Source organism: Paraburkholderia sp. BL6669N2 (assembly GCF_003387275.1).
Lineage (GTDB): Bacteria > Pseudomonadota > Gammaproteobacteria > Burkholderiales > Burkholderiaceae > Paraburkholderia.
On sequence record NZ_QUNA01000002.1, the window covers coordinates 1,647,161 to 1,667,727 of the forward strand.

General features: G+C 63.5%; 19 protein-coding genes. 7 read left to right on the forward strand and 12 right to left on the reverse strand.

What is annotated here, in order from left to right:
- The first annotated feature begins 74 nt into the window (after positions 1-74).
- The gene (locus B0G80_RS29860) at positions 75-2,570 is read left to right on the forward strand and encodes an FAD-dependent oxidoreductase (RefSeq protein ID WP_116121557.1); all 2,496 of its coding nucleotides are present in this window, start codon (positions 75-77) and stop codon (positions 2,568-2,570) included.
- 7 nt (positions 2,571-2,577) lie between these two features.
- Here the strand turns inward: B0G80_RS29860 and B0G80_RS29865 are convergent, their stop codons facing one another.
- From B0G80_RS29865 to B0G80_RS29875, 3 genes are all read right to left on the reverse strand, one after another.
- The gene (locus tag B0G80_RS29865; RefSeq protein ID WP_116121558.1) at positions 2,578-3,117 is read right to left on the reverse strand and encodes a cytochrome b; all 540 of its coding nucleotides are present in this window, start codon (positions 3,115-3,117) and stop codon (positions 2,578-2,580) included.
- Positions 3,114-4,205 carry a catalase family peroxidase gene (locus B0G80_RS29870; protein ID WP_116121559.1) on the reverse strand — a complete coding sequence of 364 codons (1,092 nt, stop codon included), beginning with the start codon at positions 4,203-4,205 and terminating at the stop codon, positions 3,114-3,116. The genes B0G80_RS29865 and B0G80_RS29870 overlap by 4 nt, the downstream gene beginning before the upstream one ends.
- A 111-nt stretch (positions 4,206-4,316) precedes the next feature.
- Positions 4,317-4,586 (reverse strand): DUF4148 domain-containing protein, encoded by a 270-nt coding sequence (locus B0G80_RS29875; RefSeq protein ID WP_116121560.1) that lies wholly within the window; start codon positions 4,584-4,586, stop codon positions 4,317-4,319.
- 281 nt (positions 4,587-4,867) lie between these two features.
- Here B0G80_RS29875 and B0G80_RS29880 point away from each other — a divergent pair, with 281 nt between their 5' ends.
- From B0G80_RS29880 to B0G80_RS29890, 3 genes are all read left to right on the forward strand, one after another.
- A complete protein-coding gene (locus tag B0G80_RS29880; protein ID WP_116123764.1) occupies positions 4,868-5,590 on the forward strand; it encodes an anti-sigma factor in 723 nt (240 codons plus the stop codon).
- Between the two features lie 160 nt (positions 5,591-5,750).
- Complete coding sequence (locus B0G80_RS29885) at positions 5,751-6,269, forward strand: sigma-70 family RNA polymerase sigma factor (protein ID WP_012426855.1); 519 nt, start codon at positions 5,751-5,753, stop codon at positions 6,267-6,269.
- The gene (locus B0G80_RS29890; RefSeq protein ID WP_116121561.1) at positions 6,266-7,093 is read left to right on the forward strand and encodes an anti-sigma factor; all 828 of its coding nucleotides are present in this window, start codon (positions 6,266-6,268) and stop codon (positions 7,091-7,093) included. The genes B0G80_RS29885 and B0G80_RS29890 overlap by 4 nt, the downstream gene beginning before the upstream one ends.
- A gap of 88 nt (positions 7,094-7,181) precedes the next feature.
- Here the strand turns inward: B0G80_RS29890 and B0G80_RS29895 are convergent, their stop codons facing one another.
- A complete protein-coding gene (locus tag B0G80_RS29895) occupies positions 7,182-8,120 on the reverse strand; it encodes an AraC family transcriptional regulator (protein WP_116121562.1) in 939 nt (312 codons plus the stop codon).
- Positions 8,121-8,327: 207 nt separating this feature from the next.
- Between B0G80_RS29895 and B0G80_RS29900 the strand changes: the two genes are divergently transcribed.
- Together B0G80_RS29900 and B0G80_RS29905 are read left to right on the forward strand one after the other, a co-directional pair.
- The gene (locus B0G80_RS29900; protein WP_116121563.1) at positions 8,328-9,245 is read left to right on the forward strand and encodes an NAD(P)H-binding protein; all 918 of its coding nucleotides are present in this window, start codon (positions 8,328-8,330) and stop codon (positions 9,243-9,245) included.
- Positions 9,246-9,259: 14 nt separating this feature from the next.
- Positions 9,260-9,463: a hypothetical protein gene (locus tag B0G80_RS29905; protein ID WP_116121564.1), complete on the forward strand. Its 204-nt coding sequence runs from the start codon at positions 9,260-9,262 to the stop codon at positions 9,461-9,463.
- Between the two features lie 211 nt (positions 9,464-9,674).
- On the opposite strand, the gene B0G80_RS29910 is transcribed toward B0G80_RS29905, so the two are convergent.
- Both B0G80_RS29910 and B0G80_RS29915 read right to left on the reverse strand, forming a co-directional pair.
- Complete coding sequence (locus B0G80_RS29910; protein ID WP_116121565.1) at positions 9,675-11,060, reverse strand: MFS transporter; 1,386 nt, start codon at positions 11,058-11,060, stop codon at positions 9,675-9,677.
- Between the two features lie 89 nt (positions 11,061-11,149).
- Positions 11,150-12,316, reverse strand: a complete 1,167-nt coding sequence (locus tag B0G80_RS29915; protein ID WP_116121566.1) for a Xaa-Pro peptidase family protein — start codon at positions 12,314-12,316, stop codon at positions 11,150-11,152.
- Positions 12,317-12,502: 186 nt separating this feature from the next.
- Between B0G80_RS29915 and B0G80_RS29920 the strand changes: the two genes are divergently transcribed.
- Positions 12,503-13,498, forward strand: coding sequence for a LysR substrate-binding domain-containing protein (locus B0G80_RS29920; RefSeq protein ID WP_116121567.1), 996 nt, complete (start codon positions 12,503-12,505; stop codon positions 13,496-13,498).
- Positions 13,499-13,514: 16 nt separating this feature from the next.
- Here B0G80_RS29920 and iolB read toward each other — a convergent pair whose 3' ends face one another.
- The 6 genes from iolB to B0G80_RS29950 form a co-directional block, all read right to left on the reverse strand.
- Complete coding sequence (gene iolB / locus B0G80_RS29925) at positions 13,515-14,345, reverse strand: 5-deoxy-glucuronate isomerase (RefSeq protein WP_116121568.1); 831 nt, start codon at positions 14,343-14,345, stop codon at positions 13,515-13,517.
- Positions 14,346-14,377: 32 nt separating this feature from the next.
- Positions 14,378-15,892 carry a mannitol dehydrogenase family protein gene (locus B0G80_RS29930; RefSeq protein ID WP_116121569.1) on the reverse strand — a complete coding sequence of 505 codons (1,515 nt, stop codon included), beginning with the start codon at positions 15,890-15,892 and terminating at the stop codon, positions 14,378-14,380.
- Positions 15,879-16,931: a mannonate dehydratase gene (uxuA, locus tag B0G80_RS29935; RefSeq protein WP_116121570.1), complete on the reverse strand. Its 1,053-nt coding sequence runs from the start codon at positions 16,929-16,931 to the stop codon at positions 15,879-15,881. The genes B0G80_RS29930 and uxuA overlap by 14 nt, the downstream gene beginning before the upstream one ends.
- Positions 16,932-17,297: 366 nt before the next feature.
- A complete protein-coding gene (locus B0G80_RS29940) occupies positions 17,298-18,341 on the reverse strand; it encodes an SDR family oxidoreductase (RefSeq protein ID WP_116121571.1) in 1,044 nt (347 codons plus the stop codon).
- A gap of 123 nt (positions 18,342-18,464) precedes the next feature.
- Entirely contained in the window at positions 18,465-19,031 is a 567-nt protein-coding gene (locus tag B0G80_RS29945) for a type 1 glutamine amidotransferase domain-containing protein (RefSeq protein WP_116121572.1), read from the reverse strand.
- Between the two features lie 308 nt (positions 19,032-19,339).
- The gene (locus tag B0G80_RS29950; RefSeq protein ID WP_220377503.1) at positions 19,340-20,545 is read right to left on the reverse strand and encodes an alcohol dehydrogenase catalytic domain-containing protein; all 1,206 of its coding nucleotides are present in this window, start codon (positions 20,543-20,545) and stop codon (positions 19,340-19,342) included.
- Positions 20,546-20,567: the final 22 nt, after the last annotated feature.

The following is a 20,567-nucleotide window of genomic DNA, read 5'->3' on the forward strand; positions in this document are numbered from 1 at the left end:
CAAGGTTGCGCGTTCGTTGCATTTCGTGGCTTTTTGCCGCAATCTGTTCACACTCAATCCACGCATTTCCACACATGCCCACATCCATTCCTACTCACGCTCGCGTCGTCATCGTCGGCGGCGGGATCATCGGCTGCTCGGTCGCCTACCATCTGACGAAGCTGGGTTGGACCGATGTGGTGCTGCTCGAACAGGGGCAACTCTCGTGCGGGACGACCTGGCACGCCGCCGGTCTCGTCGGCCAGTTGCGCGCCCAGGAAAGCATGACGAAGCTGATCCGCTATTCGACCGCGCTGTATGCCGAACTCGAAGCCGATACCGGCCTCGCCACCGGCTGGAAGCAATGCGGCTCACTCTCGGTAGCGCGCACGGCCGAGCGCATGACACAATTGAAACGCACCGCCGCCGTCGCGCGCGCTTACGGCGTGGCCTGCGACGTGATCAGCCCGCGCGAAGCCGGCGACCTGTGGCCGGTCATGCGCACCGACGACCTGCTCGGCGCCGTCTGGCTGCCCGGCGACGGCAAGGCGAATCCCACCGATCTGACCCAGGCCCTCGCCCGCGGCGCCCGCCAGCGCGGCGCGCGCATCGTCGAAAATACCCGCGTTACGGCGATCCATACGCGCACCGCGCAGGACGGCAAGGCGAACGGCGCGCGCGAAGTCAGCGGCCTCGCGTGGCGCAACAAGGACGGCGAGGAAGGCACGCTCGGCGCGGACATCGTCGTGAATTGCGCGGGCCAGTGGGCCAAGGCCGTCGGGCGCCTGTGCGGCGTGACCGTGCCGCTGCACTCGGCCGAGCACTACTACATCGTCACGGAACGGATTGCCGGCGTGCATCCGGATTTGCCGGTCATGCGCGACCCGGACGGCTTCATCTATTTCAAGGAGGAAGTGGGCGGCCTCGTGATGGGCGGCTTCGAGCCGGACGCGAAACCGTGGGGCATGAACGGCATCCCCGAGAATTTCGAGTTTCAACTGCTGCCGGATGATTGGGATCAGTTCGAAATCCTGATGGAAAATGCATTGCAGCGCGTGCCCGCGCTCGAAACGGCGCAGGTGAAGCAGTTCTATAACGGCCCCGAATCGTTCACGCCGGATAACAACTTCATGCTGGGCGAAGCGCCCGAACTGCGGCGCTTTTTCGTCGGCGCGGGTTTTAATTCGATGGGGATCGCGTCGGCGGGCGGTGCGGGCATGGCGCTCGCGGAATGGATCGTCGCGGGCGAGCCGACCGTGGATCTGTGGCCGGTCGATATTCGCCGCTTCGCGCGCTTCAACGGCAACGACACGTGGCTGCACGATCGCGTGAAGGAAACGCTCGGCCTGCACTACGCGATGCCATGGCCGAATCGCGAACTCGACAGCGCGCGGCCGTTTCGCCGCTCGCCGCTGTATTCGCTGCTGCGTGACGAAGGCGCCTGTTTCGGCAGCAAGATGGGCTGGGAGCGCGCCAACTTTTTCGCGCCTTCGCCTGATGAGGCGAAGATCGAGTACGCCTTCGGCCAGCAGAACTGGCTGCCGTGGAGCGGCGCCGAACACCGCGCGTGCCGCGAAGGCGTCGCGCTATTCGACATGACGTCGTTCTCCAAATTTCTCGTCAAGGGGCGCGACGCGCAAAGCGTGCTGCAAGGCATCGTCGCCAACGACGTGGATGTGCCGACCGGCACCACGGTATACACCGCCATGCTCAACGAGCGCGGCGGTTACGAGTCCGACTTCACGCTCACGCGGCTCGCGGACGATCAATACCTGCTCGTCACCGGCACGGCGCAAAGCACGCGCGACTTCGACGGCATCGAAAAATTGATTCCGCACGACAAGCACTGCACGCTCGTCGACGTGACCGGCCAATATGCGGTGCTCGCCGTGATGGGCCCCCGTTCGCGCGAACTGCTGCAAAGCATGTCGAAAGCGGACTGGAGCAACGAAGCGTTCGGCTTCGGCCAGAGCCGCGAGGTCGACCTCGGCTATGCGACGGTGCGAGCCACGCGCCTCACGTACGTGGGTGAACTTGGTTGGGAACTGTACGTGCCGGTGGAATTCGCGGTCGGCGTGTACGAGGCGCTGCACGCGGCGGGTAAAGCGTTCGGCCTCGTCAACGCGGGCTACTACGCGATCGACTCCTTGCGCATCGAAAAAGGCTATCGTGCGTGGGGCCGCGAACTCACGCCGGATACGAACCCGTTCGAAGCGGGGCTCTCGTTCGCGTGCAAGCTCGACAAGGACATTGCATTTCGCGGCCGCGACGCGCTGCTCAAATTGCGCGCCGAACCGCCGCGCCGCCGCATGGTCGTGCTGACCGCCGACGGCGCCGCGGATCGCATGTTGTGGGGCGGCGAAGCGATTTTGCGCGACGGCAAGCCGGTGGGCTTCGTGAGTTCGGCGGCGTTCGGCCACACGCTCGGCTGTCCGGTGGCAATGGGTTACGTGAACAATCCCGCCGGCGCTGCGGATGCGGCGTATCTGAACAGCGGCAGCTATGCAATCGACGTTGCGGGCGAACTGCTTCCGGCCACGCTGCATCTGAAGGCGCCTTACGATCCGCGTTCGGAACGCGTGAAGCGCTAAAGAAGCACTAGCGTTCGCCGCGCGCCATGCTCGAAAACACGCCGTCGCGCCGGATCAGCCCATGAAACAGCGCGGCCGCGAGATGCAGCAGCACGGTGGCGAACAAAGCGAATGCGAGCCACGTGTGCAACGCGCGCAGCAACGCGAACAGCTCGACGTTTTGCGGCGCGATGGGCGGCAGATGCAGCGGACCGTAGAGCGTGACCGGATAACCCGCGGCGGACAGCATCGCCCAGCCGATCAACGGCATGGCGGCCATCAACACATACAGCGGCAGATGCGAGGCCTTCGCCGCGAGCCGCTGCGGCGCGGGCATATCGTCGGGCAACCGCGGACTGCTGCTGGTGATGCGCACGCCCGCACGCAGCAGCACCAGCAGCAGCAACGCAATGCCGAGCGGCCGGTGAATCGCGATCAGCGTGTCGTGCGCGCGCGAGACGGTGGCGACCATGCCCACGCCGATGAACAGCATCGCGATGATCAGCGGCGCCATCGTCCAATGCAACAGGCGCGCGAGCGAACTGAAATGGGTGCGCGTCGAACTCATGAGTGATCTCCGTTTGTCTGGGCTTGATGAATCGCGGGATGCAAGGCTTCCTCGCGCGTGCGGCGCTTGTATGACAGCGCATACGCCGCTGAACGCGCGGCGAGCAAGGGATCGTCAGATGGCTCGATGCCCGCCGGCAGGATCGTCGGATCGAAGTTGACGTCGCGGCACGTGCCGTTTGCCTGCGAGGTCGTGTGATCGATCACGAGCGTGCCCGCGTCGATATGTTGACGATCGTCGGGCCATTGCAGCGTGGCGTCGTTAGTGGGGTCGCCGGGTTTCGCGACGGTCAGGATCAGATGCCAGCGCAAAGGTCCGTTTTGCAGGCGCTGATCGAGGTCGGCTGCGAGGAAATTCTTTTCGGCTTTTTCGGCGTCCGTGATCGGCGCATACGGCGTCTCGGGCACCATCGCCCAGCGCACTGCGCGCGTGTTGCCGGCGGCGTCGGTAAAACGGAATGCGTTGATGCTGTAGTACGCCGCATTCGCCAGACTCGACGAAGGCGGATGCGCCTTCACCCACGCCTGAAACGGCTGCGTTTCGGGATTTGCGGCGTAGAACGCCTTGAGTTTCGCCGGGTCCGGTTTGCCGGTCGCCGGATCGGGCTTCGCGGCGCTCAGTTGCTGATAGAACTGCTCGGGCGTGTGCACCGCGAACACCGGCGTCGAATTCATGCCGGTGCGCCACTGTTCGCCGTTTCGCAACTGGAACAGCAACGCGAGGCTGCGCACGGGCGAACTGGTATCCGGCGCGGACGGATTGCCGCCGGGCACCGCGAAGCGTCCTGTGACCGGCGTGCGGCCGGCCGCGAAAACCTCCGCGCTGGACAGCGACGCGCCCTCGCCGTTGCTGTCGAAATAGCCTTCGATGCACAGACCCTTCGCATGATTGCGCCGATAACCGGGATGCGGCTGACCCGCCACCGATTCGAATGTATTGACGATGCGCGGCGCGGTGAGACGCGCCGGCGTCAGCCAGCCTGCTGTGTAAGCGAAGCCGCCGGCGAGCACCAGCACGGCCGCGCCGATCACGGCGAGTCGGCAAGGCACGCAGGCAGGCGCTGGATTGGGAACGGATGGTTTTGCCACGAAAACTCCTCTGTCGGATAGATACGCTTACCGGGCAAACACACGATGCAGCGATCTATTCCATTCGATATCCGGCGCGCCCGTTCCGGTTGCGCGCCGGGTATCGCCACTTCAATTGACGCTGCCTGCTTGCGCGTCGTGATTCGCGACGCGGGGGGTGGCTGCCGCTTCTTTCGCGAGTGCTTCCTTGTGCTGCGCGACCTGCTGCGCGAACACCGGGCTCACGTCGGGATAAGATGCATCGGTGACGTAGTTCAGGCCGTTCTGCTGGGCCTGGATCAATTCCTGGTACACCTCAGCACGCGTCTTGCCTTGCGCGAAAGCGCTCGACGAAGCAGCGAGAACAACAACGGACAATGCGGCGAAAGTGATCTTCTTCATGATGAACTCCAATGAGTTTTGTGCGGGTTTGCATGAGGGAGAACCACGGGTCGGCGGCTTTTATTCCTGCCTCGACGCGAGAGAGAAAACATATTCGAAAGCGGGAATAAACGGACGCGCAACCGGGTTAGCTCGCGTGCGGCCGGCGCGGTGAGGGCTGCACGAAGATGCGCTCGCCTGAGCGCCGGCAGCGTAGAAATTGGCGTGCGAAACATATGGAATAAACTGGGGTGTGTGCGTGTTCGCCCCTCGACAGCCGAACTTCGACGCACGCCGACACCATGAACACTGACGCCCCTTCCGATTCGCCGCTTTCCGAAGCGGACATTCAGGCCTACGCCGACGGCACGCTGACGCCGGAGCGCGCCGCGTTTCTGCGGGAGTATCTCGGCAAGGATCCGGCGGAGGCACGCCGCGTGGCGTTTTACGGCAGACTGAACGCGCAGATCCAGCAGGCTTTTCAAACAACTGACGAACCGGCGCCGGGCCGTGTCAAAGGGTGGCGCCGCGTGCCGGAGCGCATCAACATGTCAAAACGCACGCGGAAGTGGCTCAACGCGCTGGCGGCGCTCGCGCTGACGTTGGCGGTGGCGAGCGGCTGGCTCGCCGCCACCCAGGTGTCCGCCCAGGCGCTGAACAATGCCGCGGTGATGGCGCTCGCGGAAAGCGCCGCCGGCCAGCTTTCAGCTGCATCGCCCACGCGCGTCGATCCGTCCGCGCCGAATCTCTCGGCGATCGGATTGCGCCTCGTGGACCGACGCGTGGTGGCGCTGGGGCCGCTGCAGCGGGTCAGCGAATTCATCTATCTGAACGGCGACAATCAACCGGTGGTGCTGCTGTCGGCTCTGGCCCTGTTCGCGCCGACGCAGGCGCAGTGGTCCGCCAGACGCATCGGCGAGATTCGCCTGTTGCTGTGGACCGCGCAGCGGCAGCGTTTCGTGGTCGCCGGCGACGCCCGCACCCACGGCCTGATGCGCGCCGCCGACGCGATGACCATGCGATGACCATGCGATGACGATGTGATTGATACAGCATGCAATTCACGACCTCAGACACGGCGGCGGAATAAAGTGCGCGCAACCGTGTTCGCATCTCAAATGCGTCTTTTCGCGCGACCGCAGTACACCTCCCTGCCCGCGGAAAACCCCACGACTGGGATAAAAAATGGATGTCCGTGACGAGTTGATGGAACATGTGCCGCGATTGCGGCGCTACGCACGAGCGCTGATCAACAATCGCGACCTCGCCGACGATCTGGTGCAGGACACGCTGGAGCGCGCGCTCGGCCGCACCGGCATGTTCCAGCCAGGCACCGACCTGCGCGCGTGGCTGTTTACGATCATGCACAACGTGTTCGCCAATCAGGCGCGCAAGGCGTCGGCGCGCGCCGTCCACGTGGCCGTCGACGACGAAAGCGTGTCCGAGAGCGAATTCGCCGTGCCCTCCGAGCAGACCCGTTCGCTGGAAATGCGCGACCTCGACTACGCGTTGCAGCGCCTGCCCATGGAGCAGCGCGAAGTCGTCCTGCTGGTGGGCCTCGAGGAAATGAGCTATGCCGACGTGGCGCTTGCGCTGAACATTCCCCTCGGCACGGTGATGTCGCGGCTGTCGCGCGGACGCGAACGCTTGCGGGCGTTGATGGCGGGCACGCAGCCCGGTGCAAAATTACAGGTGGTGCGATGAGCGACCAGACTATGCCGATCGGTGAAGAAGACCTGCATGCGTATGTGGATGGCACGCTGTCCGACGAACGCCGTGCCGATGTGGAGCGCGCGCTCGAACAGAATCCCGAGCTGGCCGCGCGCGTCAGCGATTATTTTTCGCTGAATAGCATGTTCCATGAGCGCTATGACCGCGTGCTGAACGAGCCCGTGCCGAAGCGCCTGCAAGCACCCGCGCCGCGCCGCTGGCGGCTTGCCGCCAACTGGCCGCAATTCGCCGGGATGGCGGCGGCGCTGGTGATGGGCGTGGGCATCGGCGTGGGCACGCATATGGGCCAGGACGTGATCGCGCCGGTCGCGGGCGGCCACTCGGACACGCGCCCTGTCAGTGCGGACAGCTCGGAAATGTTCGCGCGCCAGGCGGCGGTGGCGCATGTGGTTTATATGCCCGCCGTCGACCGGCCGACCGAGTTGAGCACCGACGACCACGAACAGGATTTCGTGCAGTGGCTCGCCAACCGGCTCGGCACCAATGTGCATCCGCCGGTTCTCTCGAAGAGCGGCTTCAACCTCTCGGGCGGGCGCCTGCTGCCCGGTGCCGATGGACCAACCGCGCAATTCATGTATCGCGGGCCGAACGGCGAGCGCGTCACGCTGTGCATTTCGCGTCGCCAGCAGAACTCGAATACGACGGCGTTCAAGCTGTATCAGGACGGCCCGGTGAACGTGTTCTACTGGATTGACGGCGACTTCGGCTATGCGGTGTCGGGAGGAATCGACCGCAAGGAGTTGCTGCAACTTTCACATGACGTGTATTCGCAGTTGACGGGCGCGGCGCCGGGTTGATGACCCGGCTGCATTGCGGTTTGTTTTTTATTTTGCGGGCGCGCGGCCTCGAACGTGTGGGGCTGTGCGCACCGCGCGTTTCAAGACGCTATCGCGGTATGGCAATGCTGCGGACCTGGTTCGATTCGAACTCGACAACGCTGCTTGCATTTGCCGTTGAGCGGATCAGCTCGCGCGGCGTCACGCCCAACAGGCGACCCATCCAATGCGCCATGTGACTCTGATGCGCGAAGCCCGTATCCAGCGCAATCTGGCTCGCGCTGAGCTTGCCTTGCAGCAGCAGCGTTCGCGCGCGCTCCACCCGCCGCTGCACCACGTATTGATGCACCGGCATGCCGAGCGTTTCGCGAAACAGCGCCTTGAAATGCGGCACGCTCAACCCGACGAGCACGGCCAGCTCACTTAGCGTGAGCCGCTGGTCCAGATGCGCTTCGATGAACTCGATCACGCGCGCGGCCGTTTTCGGCGCGAGCGGGCGCCGCTTGTTGTCGAGCATCGGCGCGCCGCCGATCAGGCGCACCACCATCGCCGTACACAGGCTTTCAGCGTAAAGCGGATCGGATGGTTCGTCCGCTTCGAGCTCGGCGCGCAAAGCCCACGCGAGATGCTGGAAGCGCGGATCGCGCATCTGGAATTGCGGACGCAATTGCGCATCGGCCGATTTCAACGACAGTTGCTCGACGGTCCGCTGCGCAAACGCCTCGCTGATCCACACGCTGAAAATCGTGCAGGCGGTTTCGTCGCTCCACTGCCCGTCGAGTCCGGCGGGAATCACGTCGGCGTCGCCATGCGCCTGGATTCGCGAGTGGCGCCGCTCGTTGCACAGGCAGCGCGCCCTGACCGGCGCACCGACATGCACGCCCACCCGGTGGTAATTGAATGCGGGAATACGGTGCAGCCCGGCCGACACGTTGACCAGTTCCGCGCCGAAGCCCTCCCAGCCGAGCAGCCTGCTCGAGCGCAACGCGAGGCGGGAACCGCTATGCGGCAACGGTTGCCCTACTGGTGTCGGTATCGCTGCATTCATTGTTTCCCTCGTGGGTGACGGCGAGTGAGTCTGCATTGTGCGGCGTTTTGCGCGGGTTCGCTCGACTCTACGTGATTCAACGCTTCCGCTGCGGTTCCGCATGCGAAAACCGTCATCCGAATCTGCGCGGCGCAATCCTTGCCCGCGCGCTTTCTGGCCGCTGCGTCCCTAAGATGAGGTCATACCGAGTCAACCAGGGAGCGCAACGTGTTCGTGATTTTTGGAGCCGCCGGCAATGTCGGCAAAGTAAGCGCGGCGGCATTGCGCCGGGCGGGCCGCGACGTGCGCGCGGTGGTCCCCGATCAGCAACAGGGCGAATTCCTCGCGGAACTCGGCTGCGAAGTCGTCGTGGCCGATCTGCTCGACGCCGCCACGGTGGCACGCGCCATCGAAGGCGCGCATGCGGTGCAGCTGCTATGTCCGCTGCCGCGTGGGCACGCCGATCGCGCGCAGGCAATGCGGCGCATGATCGACGTGAGCGTCGCGGCATTGCGTGTCGATCCGCCGCCGCGCATTGTCGCGCTCTCCGACTACGGCGCGGAACATCCGGCCGGCACGGGCATCACCACGCTGTTTCACGAGCTTGAAACGCAATTGCGAACGGTCGATTCGCAGTTGACGTTTCTGCGCGCCGCCGAACATATGCACAACTGGGCGCGTGTGCTGCCGCTCGCGCTCGCAAGCGGCGCGCTGCCGAGTTTGCATCATCCGTTGAGCAAGCGCTTTCCGACTGTCGCCGCACAGGACGTGGGCGCGCTCGCCGCCGAGTTGTTGCTCGACGATGGCGCGCAGCCGGTCTCGCCGCGCGTGGTGAGTATAGAAAGCGCCGAGCGCGCCAGCGCATTGGATGTGGCGCGCACGCTCAGCGAACTGGCGGGCCGTGCCGTCGTCGCGCGCGAGGTGCCGCGCGGCGAATGGGGCGCGATGCTGCAAGGCGCGGGGCTCGGCGAACACCATGCGCGTTTGATCACCGAACTTTATGACGCGCACAACGCGGGCCGTATCGACGTTGAAGCCGGCATCAGTGAGCGGCGTTTCGGCGCAATGACGCTAGCGGAAGTATTCGCGGCGATTCTGCCGCGCGCGGCCGCGACCGCGGCGACTGCCGCCGGCACCGCCCCCTGAAAAGGAGACACTGCATGCCTACCTGCCCTTTGCACCGTGGCTCGCTCGACGCGCGCAAGGTCGAAGCCCAACATCGAGCGCCGACGACGCGCACGAGCACGCACGCGTCGCGCTGGCTGGCGATGTCGGCGAATCTCGCGGGATGGTTCGGCTGGCGCGCGCTGCGGGACGTGCTTAACGCCATCCCCGATAGCAACGACGACTTCAGCCTGTTCTGATCGACGGCGCTTCGGCGCTTCGGCACTTCGGCGCTTTGGCGATTCGATATCGCGAAGCCACGAAGCAAAGCGCCCGGCATGCCGGGCGCAAGCTACTTCGAATCCGCCGCTACAGCACGGGCCGCCATGCAATACGGCGGTCTTCGCGTGAGCGGGCCTGTACGATCCTGGCCCGCTCTGCATGGAGCAAAGCGGCCGGATCGATTTGCGCTCAGCGCGGCAGAGGATGCGGCGAGTGTGCGGACGTACGTGCGCTGAGAGCAGCGGCCGCCTCATCTTCCGGCTCTGCCGACAGATCCCGCCTGAAAGTCTCAGCGAGGAAAAACGCGCACACCAGGCTCAGCAATCCGGTCGCCGCGATATAGATCGAAATGGGCAGCGTCTGGCCATACGTGGCGAACAGATAGGTGGCGATCAACGGCGTCGGTCCCGACGTGATGATGCCGGCAATTTGATACGGCAGCGAAGCACCCGTATAACGCACCCGCGTACCGAACAGTTCGGCAAACCACGTCGATTGCACGCCGTACACCGACGCCTGGCTCAACGCGATACCGCAAACGTACGCCACGAAAATCAAGGTCGGATTGCGTGTCTCGAGCAGTGGAAAGAATGCGAATCCATAGATCGCCACGAACACCGCGCCGAGCATGAAGACGGTCCGGCGTCCGATCACGTCCGACAGTTTGCCGAACAGCGGCAGCGTGATCAGGGCAAACGCGCAGCCCAGGATGATGGCGTTCAGCAGTAGACCACGCGACAAGCCGAGCCGCGTCGTTCCATAGACCAGCACGAACACGTTAATCACGTTGAAAGTGATGTCGACCGCGAAGCGCGTCCCGATCGTCAGCACGAGGTCTTTCGGATGCCGGCGCAGCAATTCGATCAGCGGCGCCTTCACGACCTGCTTGCTCGCCTTGATCTGTTCGAATACCGGCGACTCCATGACGCGCAAGCGGATGAACAGGCCGATCGCGATCAGCGCCACGCTCAGCAGGAACGGCAGGCGCCATCCCCATGAATAGAACGCGTCTGACGGCAGACTCGAAACGGCTTTGAACACCGCGGTCGAGAGCATCAATCCGAGCGGCACGCCCAATTGCGGGAACGCGCCGAAGAAGCCGCGTTTGCTGGCCGGCGCCGTTTCGACCACCATCAGCACCGCGCCGCCCCATTCGCCGCCGACGCCGAGCCCTTGCAGGAAGCGCATCGCCACCAGCAGGACCGGCGCCCAGACGCCGATCGAGGCGTAAGTCGGCAGCAGGCCGATGACGAAGGTGCCGACGCCCATGATTGTCAGCGTCGCGACGAGCGTCGCCTTGCGTCCGATGCGATCGCCAAAGTGCCCGAAGAACACGGCGCCAAAGGGCCGTGCGAGATAGCCGACCGCAAAACTGCCGAACGCCGCGATGGTGCCGACCACCGGATCGAACGAGGGGAAGAACAGCTTGGCGAAGACCAGCGCCGAAGCGGTGGCATACAGAAAAAAGTCGTACCACTCGATGGCGGTCCCGACCACCGATGCAACCAGCACACGGTTGACGGCCGACCGGCTGATAACCGGCGCGTTGCCGGATGAAATGGGCGATGTGTTCATGTCTCCTCCCTTCTCTGGGAATCTAGGTCTTGCACTGCTGCGTGCCGGCGGCGCGGGTCCGCCGGCACGTTACGATAAATTCGCTGCACTCACCAGTGCAGCTCCATCGGGAACTGGTCGAGCGTTTCGACGCCGCCCGAGGTCAACCGCACGATACGTTCCGTGCGCAGGCCGCCGACGTTCGGCACCGTGATCGTCGCCTTCAGGGTAAAGACCATGTTTTCCTGCAACACGGTCTTGTTGCCCGGCCCGATCCACGGCGCTTCTTCTTCCGGGTCCATGCCGGTGCCGTGACCGGTGCCATGGCCGCGCGCTTCGCTCGAGTATTGCTCGTAGTTCGATTTCACCAGCGCCTGCTGGATCACCGCGTTCAGTTCCAGGGCCGCCATGCCGGGACGCGCGGCGGCAAGCCCGGCTTCAACCGCGCGCGCCGCTGCCGCGACGATCGCCATCTTCTCGGGATTCGCCGGACCGTAGGTAAAACCGCGTCCGCCATCGGCTACGTACCCACGATAACGCGCACCGATGTCGGTCATGATCAGGTCGCCCGATTGCAGGATGCGGTCGGTGGGGCGCGCCAGGTTATACGCCGAGCGCGGACCGGATTGCACCATCGAATCGAACGCAGTCCGGTCCGCTCCTCCCGCGAGCATCGCGCGGTCGGCGATCAAAGCGAGTTCACGCTCGGTGTAGGGACGGCCGTCGGCGAGCGCGTCGCGAATCGCGGCCATCGCCGAATCGGTCAGGGCGGCGGCTTTGCGCATCAGCGCCACTTCGGCGTCGCTCTTGATCGCCTTGATTTCGGCCAGCACCATTGTCGGTTCGAGCTTCAGTTCGCCGAGACCGGCGTTCAGGCGCTGCAACAGGTCCGCCGGGATATAGGCGGCGCCGGCAAGGCCGACCGTGCCGCTGCGGTGCCGTGCCGAAAATGCCTGCACCTGCTGCGTGACGTCCCGCAGGCTGCGCACCTCGAAGGCGGTCACGCTGGTCGCGTAGTCGAAGCATTGATCGGACACGAACAGCACGGGGTCGCCGTCCACGGGCAGCAGCAGGATCGCGTTGGCGATGTCCGATACGCCGTCGAGCGGACGGAACTCGGTAAAGTAGCCGATATTCGCGCCACGCCAGCAATCGCCAAAGGCGAGCAGGCCGACCAGGCCCGCCTTGTCGAGTGCGCTGCGGACCTTGGCGACGCGGCCGAGGAACTCGTCGGTAGTGATGCCTTCCGGCGGGATGTCTGCGGTACGGGTGTTCATTGCGTCTTCGTCTCCTGTGCGGCTGCCTGCGCGAATGCCGGATGCAGCCGGTCTCGATGCCCATGATGGAATCCGCCCCGCATCGGAATGCGAGACGTCATCTGCATAGTAGAATCGATCGATATTCTTTTATAATGAAAAATAACTCAAAATCTATATCGATACGGAATACATGGAGACGACATCGTGACCTCGGCCATTCATCCTGATAACGGCGTGGGCGCCACCGCGACGGGACGCTTCGACCCCACGCGTCTGAAGACGCGCCAATTGGCCCTGATCGTTCAGTTGGACATCCATCGCTCGGTTTTGCGCGCGGCGGAAGCCGCATACATGACGCAGCCCGGGGCGACCAAGTTACTGCGTGAATTGGAAGAAACCATGGGGGTGCAATTGTTCGAGCGGCATCCGCGCGGTGTCGAGCCCACCTGGTACGGCGAGGTGCTGATCCGCCACGCGCGCAGCGTGCTGGCGGAGCTGCAGCACGCGTACGACGAAGTGTCCGCGCTCAAAGCCGGCCTGACCGGGCAGGCGATGATCGGCACCGAGGTTACAGCGGCCACCAACCTTGTGCCGAAGGCCGTGGCGCTGCTCAAGAAGCGCTTCCCTCAGATTCGCGTCAACATTGAAATGGAGTTCAGCGAAGTGCTGGTGCAGCGTCTGCAGGAAGGCAAGCTGGATATGATCGTCGCGCGAATCCGCAATCCGGACGACCTGGCGGAACTGCACTACGCCCCACTCGCAGAAGCGCAGCACGCGCTGTTCGCACGCGTTGGCCATCCGCTCGTCAAGCGCAAGACTCTGAGCTGGAACGAACTCGCGCCGCAAACGTGGATCCTGCCGCCTAAAGGCAACGTCATGCGCAATCAGTTCACGCAACTTTTTCTCGAACGGCAGCTCGCGTTGCCGACGGATGTAGTCGAGAGCTCATCATTGCCTGTCATCACGAGTCTGCTGCAAATGAGCGATATGATCGCGCCGCTTGCGCGCGAACCAGTGCGGCCGTATTGCATTGCCGGCGCGCTCGAACCGCTACCGTTCGAACTCGATCTGAAGCTCGGACCGGCGGGCATCGTCACACGGCGCGGCGACAGGCTCTCACCGGGTGCGCGGGCGATGCTGCAAGCGCTGCGCGAGGCTGCCGGATTCGACACCCAAGGCACCGACGCCGACAGCGACTGACTTATCGCAACGAGACTCAGCGCGCGCCGCCCACCGCGGCGCTTGCGCCTGGCTGTAGCAACCATTCATGCGCCGGCTCGTTGTGTACGTGCCAGGTGCGACGCGGACCCGCCATCACATTCAGGTAATAGAGGTCGTAGCCGTGCGCCGCGGCAACCGGATGATAGCCGCGCGGCACCAGCACGACATGCTTGTCGTACGCCGCGAGCGTTTCGTCGAGACTGCGGTCATCGGTGTAGACGCGCTGAATCGCGAAGCCCTGCGGCGGCGAGACGCGATGGTAATAGGTTTCCTCGAGATAGGTCTGCTGCTCGCCATCGTCGGTATCGTGGCGATGCGGCGGATAGCTCGACCAGTTGCCCGCCGGTGTCACGGATTCCACCACCAGCAAGCTTTCCGCCGGCTCGGTTTCCGGCAGGATGTGGCGCACGTGACGCAGATTGGCGCCAGCGCCGCGGGTTTCCTGCTTGACCTCATCAGGTGCGATGAAGCGCGGCGGCAAGCCGCCCTTCGCGGGCGCGGAACAGATGCCGAGTTCGACATCGTCCACGGCCACGATCGTGTAGCGCGTATGCGGTGGCACGTACATGGACCACGGCGCGCCATCGAATGGCGAGAGCCGCCCGCCGATTGCGCGGCTCGCGAGCCCTTCACAACCGACCGTTGCGTGCCCCTTGACGAGCACGACCACGACTTCGCGATCGCCCGTCTCACGAGTAACGGTCGCGCCAGGCTTCAGGTCGAATACATCGAAGCCGACGTATTTCCAGCCGGCGTTCGCCGGCGTGATATGGATGATCTGACCGTCTTCGGCATGCATTGACGGTTTGACGAGCAGGTCGCTCATGTCTTCCTCCATTTGTTCAGGATTGCCGACCGTCAGAAAGCGGCGGTCGTTACGGCTAGGTGAATGGCCTGACGCGGTAAAGCGTTCATCGCTTTGACGACGCCCTGCGTGCGAATCGCGTCCAGATGGCGTGCGACTTGCGCGACGAAACGCGGGTGCGCGCGCAGATCGCAACCAAAGATCGACTCGATTCCGAACAGTGTTCGTACCGCATCGACTGCATCCGCGAGCAAGGTCGAGCGGACCGCGTCGGTCAGTGTGTCGGCGAGCGGATCGGCGATCGCGTAGGTGCGGCCTGTCTCATCCACGCCGCCGAGGTACGCGATCCAGCCGGCCAGCGCAAAGGCGAGACGTTCGGTCGGCGCGCCGCTTTTCAGGTTGGCGCGCACGCTTTCCAGCCAGCGCTGCGGCAGTTTCTGTGAGCCATCGGTCGCGATCTGCTGCAAGCGGTGATCGAGCGCGGTGTTCCGAAAACGCGTGAACAGTTCAGCGCGATAGGTAGCCAAAGCGGGTCGCGACAGCGTCGGCTCCACCTCGTCGCGCAACATGCTTTCGACGAAGTTCAGCACCGCCGGCGCGCCGATCGCCTGATCGACGGTGTCATAGCCGATCAGCGACCCGAGGTAGGCGAGCGCCGAATGCGCGCCGTTCAACATCCGCAATTTGGCCTGCTCATAGGGACGCGCGTCATTCACGAGCGTCGCGCCTGCGTGCTCCCACGCCGGCCGCGGCCCCGCGAAGCGGTCTTCAATCACCCACTGCGAAAATGGCTCGGTCATCACCGGCCACGCATCGTCGGCACCGAGTTGCTTCGCTACGCGCGTGCGATCGGCGTGGGTGGTGAGCGGCACGATCCGATCCACCATCGTGTTGGGAAATGCGCCCTTTTGCTCGATCCAGTCGGCCAGCGCAGGATCCGCTTCGCGCGCGAACGCCAGCGTCAACGCGCGCATCGTGTCGCCATTGGACGGCAGGTTGTCGCACGACAGCACGGTAAACGGGCCCAAACCGGCCGCGCGGCGCAACGCCAGCGCGCGCACGACGAAGCCGATCGCGCTACGCGGCGCGGCGGCCTCGCGCAGATCATGTGCGATGTCGGGATGATCGAATTGCAATGCGCCACTCGCCGGATTGCGGCAATAGCCTTTCTCGGTAATCGTCAAGCTGACGATATGGCAGCGCGGATCGGTCATCGCATTGAGGACGGCGGCGGGCGACTGCGGCGCGACCAGCGAAGTCATCAGCGCACCGATCACCTGGAACGAATCCGCGGTGCCGTCGCGCACGTCCACCGCATACAGATGATCCTGCGGAGCGAGCGCCTCCGACGTGTCCGCGCGCCGCAGCGACACGCCGACGATTCCCCAACGGTGGTCGCCAGCACGCAACGCGTGCTCGGTGTACACGGCCTGATGCGCACGATGAAACGCCCCGAGGCCCAGATGGACAATGCCGGGTGCAAGGCTCGCGCGATCGTAGGCGGGAACGACGACTTCGCCGGCGGCGCGCGCGGCTAGCGTTGTGAGAGCAGCATTACTCAGCCGCATGATCGCCCGGATGTTTGGCGAGGCCTTCCCAGATGCCGTTCAGGTAGACCGCGCCTAGCGCGCGGTCGAATAGCCCGTAGCCGGCGCGGCCCGTTTCGCCCCAGATCATTCGTCCATGGTCCGGCCTTGCATAGCCTTCGAAGCCGGTTTCGAAATAGGCTTTGACGATTTCCGCCATGTCGAGCGAGCCATCGGCCGAGCGATGCGAGGTCTCGTGAAAGTCGCCCGCCGTATTGACTTGCACGTTACGCAGGTGTGCAAAATGGATCCGGCCACGCGCGCCGAACTCGCGCACGAGTGCCGGAATATCGTTTTGCAGGTCCGCGCCCAGCGACCCCGAACACAGCGTCAGGCCGTTAGCGGGATCGTCGACGATAGCCAGCACGCGCTGCAAATCCGCGCGATTCTTGACGATGCGAGGCAGCCCGAAAATCGGCCGCGGCGGATCATCGGGGTGGATCGCCATCTTGATGCCGGCTTCTTTGGCCACAGGAATGATCGCGCGCAGGAAGTAGTCGAGGTTGGCCCACAGACCGGCTTCGTCAAGCGCTTCATAGTCGCGCAACAGGGCCTTCAATTGCTCGGGCCGATAGCTCGCGTCCCAGCCGGGCAACTGGATCCCCTGGCTGACGTCGAGTTCGCGGATCGCTTGCGTGTCGAACGCGAGCGTTGTCGATCCATCGGGCAGCGGCATTTCCAGCGAGGTGCGGGTCCAGTCGAACACCGGCATGAAGTTGTAGCAGACCACCTTCACACCGCAAGCGCCGAGGTTACGCAGCGTCTGGCCGTAGTTGGCGATGAGTGTGTCGCGCGTCGGTTTGCCGAGCTTGATGTCCTCGTGCACCGGCACGCTTTCGATTACTTCCAGTGTCAGCCCGTGAGCCTCTACCTTCACTTTCAGCGCCAGGATCTTGTCGATCGGCCACACGTCGCCCACAGGCACGTCGTAGACCGCCGAGACAACCCCCACCATGCCGGGGATCTGCCGGATATAAGCAAGCGGCACGGGGTCCGTGTCGCCGTACCAGCGGAAGGTCATTTTCACGTTCGGGTCTCCTCGCAGACGCTCGCCTCGCCGTCGACGTCGCTGCGCACAATGAATGGTTGAACCGGCGCTTACGCATCGGCCCGGCGCGGCGGGCTACGGGCGCCGGCCGCCCCTGGCGCGCCACGCGGCGCGACCAGGAGTCTGAATACTAGCGGCGATTGACATATCTTTAAAATGAAGAAAAACCACTCTTCTATACGATTATGGAATACATTGAGGTGGCGGATTTTCTCTCGCGTCCGACAGCATCGCGACGCGGTGCATGTAACATGTACTCGCCGAAACTGACCGTTATATTGAGGAAGGCAAGGTATGAAGGCCGTCCACGACAGCACGTACGTCCTGGTGTGGCTGACGTCACGGAATGTAGCGCTGCTCCCTGAGGTCCGTCAGCATCTCTATATACATTTCCTCTGAATCGATGCAATCGTGGAAGCCATGCTTGCGCGCCTTTATCGTGCTGGTGATGTTGTCGAAGGTCGTTTTGAAAATCATGTCGCCAAACCTCCACGATACGATTTGCTCGTACGGGTAGTCTCGAAGGTTGTGCTTCCCGACCAGGCTATTCCACAGTTCTGCCTTGTCGGCCATCATCTGCTCTAACGACATGGGGAACGGCTCACCGACCGGCACATCAAAAAACTCCGCCAGTCGTGGCCAAACGCGGGACCACCTGAAGTAGTCGCCATTCGTGATGTTGTAGACCTCGCCTCGGCACGCGTCGGTTTCGCCCGCCCAATCGACAGCGTTCGCGAGAATTCGAGTGTCGGTAATCTGATAGAGCGCGTCGTACGCGGGGCGTGGGCCGGGAAATGACATTGGAACGCCCAGGGCCTTCGCCACCGTTCCATAGACAGCAATCACCATCAGCAGATTCATGGGATTGCCCACGGCAACGCCTGCGACGCCCTCGGGACGAAGTGCAGTCCAGGACCATGATTTGCCGCGTGAACTTTCCCGAAGAAAATCTTCCTGGTCGTAATAGAAGTTCGGCGGCATATGGCGCGGGTCGCTCTCCTTCGCGGGCGACGGGATCGGGCCGATATGCACGCCGTACGCCTTGCCTCCTTGCATCAGCGTGATGTGCCGCAGGTTCGGCGCGTGCTTCTCCATGACCTCCACCATGTTCTTCAGCATCCGCAGATTCACCTCGACCAGTTCCGCAGGCGTCGGCTTCTCCTGATAGGCCGCGAACACGAGATGCGTGGCTTCCGGCACTTGTGCAAGCAACGCCTCGCAGGAGTCTCGGTCCAATAGGTCAACCGCCAAATGCCTGGCGCGCGTCGGGAAATCAGGTGCGCGCCGGGAAACTGCGACCAGATTGACCTCCTCGCTCTCATAGTGTGCGAGTACTCCGCGTCCGATGACTCCGACCGCGCCTGCGACGACTACTGTTTTCATGTTCGTCTGCTCTCCAACTATTCGCCAATAGAATGTCGGCCCATCACGCCGATTACCGCGACATCGCGCATCGTGGAACCGAACCGGCGCCCTTCCATGTTCTCGCTTGCGCGCCCCACAATATCAAGCAGCGTGACGCCGCCCGCGCGCCGTGCTGAACAGCTTGATCATTTCTCGATTGAATGCGGGGATATCGTCGGGGCTGCGGCTCGTGACCAGGTTTTGGTCGACGACGACCTCCTGATCCACCCAATCCGCTCCGGCATTCTTAAGGTCGGTTTTGAGCGATGCCCACGAGCTCATGCGTCTGCCGCGCGCCGCGCCGGTCTCGATGATGGTCCACGGGCCGTGGCAGATCGCTGCCACCGGTTTGCCGTCGTCGAAAAAAGCCTTTGCGAAAGCCACCGCTTTCGGCTCCGTCCGAAGCACATCCGGGTTCAAGACGCCGCCCGGCAGGAGGAGCGCGTCGAAATCCTGCGGCTTGGCCTGGTCGAGGGCGAGGTCGACCGGGAACTCGTCTCCCCATTTAGTGAAGTTCCAGGCGCGCACGTGCTTATCCCTGGGCGAGACGATGCGGGTCTCGGCGCCGGCCTGGTCGAGCGCCTGACGAGGCTCGACCAATTCGACCTGCTCAAATCCTTCCTCGATCAGGATCGCGATCTTCAGTCCCTTGAGAGTGTCATTCGTCATGTTCCGATCTCCAATGATGAGGGTCCAATAGACTTTCAGGATGACCCCGTGATCGTGCTTGCGCGCGAGCGGGGTCTGGCATTGCGAGTCCGGGAGGGTCTCGACGGCGACTTTGCCCGGACCTCCAACAGACGACGACGTGATTGCTTGCCACGACTTCGTGCTCGATGTTCCAGCGTGATGTCGCGGATCTATCTTCGGTGCCCTCGCGAGGCGATGATCCGTCCGGTTGTCTCACTCGCCTCATGTGACGGATGGGGGTGCCTGAAGGAGAGGAGCAGTCGAGCGCCCCGTATCGTCTTCCGGCTCTATGCGGCTTTCTTCACGCTGCCGTGCGGATCGATGACGAATTTCTTCGGCGAGCCGTCGCTGAACGTCTTATAGGCATCGGGCGCCCGCTCCAGCGTGATGATCTCGGTGTTCAGCATGGCGCCAAGATAGGGCATCCGATCCCACAGGATCGCCATCATCAGGTCGCGGTTGTAGTGCATGATCGGTGCCTGGCCCGCCGTTAGTTTCGGCGATTTGATCCAGGCCTTGCCGAAGTCTATCGGAAGCTTGCCCTTCTTCGTCAGATCGGTGCTGGCCTTTGGGTCGGCGTCGGTATAGATGCCGGGAATGCCCATTGCTCCACCGGCCCGCACCACTTCGATAAGCGTGTTGATTACTGCCTCGGAGTGCTCGCTGTTCGCCTCCGGACCCGAGCCGTGCGCCTCGAGCCCGACGCAATCCACGCCGCAATCCACCTCGCGCTTGCCCAGGATCGCTTCGATCTGGTCGGGCACCGGCGTGTCGCTGGTGAGATCGACCACCTCGCAACCATTATTTTTCAGCAGGTCCAGCCTGGCCCGGTTCGTATCGGCCACGATGATGCAGGACGCGCCGATCAGGCGGGCGCCCGCCGCGGCACACCGGCCCACGGGCCCTGCCCCGGCGATATAGACCGTGGAACCCACCTTGGCCCCGGCTTCCATCAGACCGTGAAAGCCGGTCGGCAGGATGTCCGACAATAGTGTGAGATCGCGGATCTTCTCCATCGCCTGGTCCTTGTCCGGGAACGACAACAGGTTCCAATCGGCGTAAGGCACCATGAGGTAGTCGGACTGGCCGCCCTGCCAGCCGCCGAGATTGAAACCATAGGCGCCGCAATCGACGGTGTCATTGACGTTCATGCAGACATCGGTATGCCGCTCCTTGCAATTGCGGCAGCGTCCGCAAGAGACGTTGAACGGAACCGAACATATGTCGCCCACCTTGATGAACTCGACGTCCGGCCCGACCTCGATGACTTCCCCGGTCATCTCATGTCCCATCACCATTCCCTTGGGCGCGGCAAAGCGGCCGTGGTAGATGTGCTGGTCGCTGCCACAGATATTCGTCGTCACGATCTTGAGGATGGCGCCGTGATTGGCTTTCTTGCCTGTCGGTGTGACGAGCTTCGGGTAGTCGAAAGTCTGCAACTCCATCTTCATGGGACCCATGAACGTTACAACGCGATTGCCACTCGCAGCCATGATATTTCTCCGTGTTGGGTGT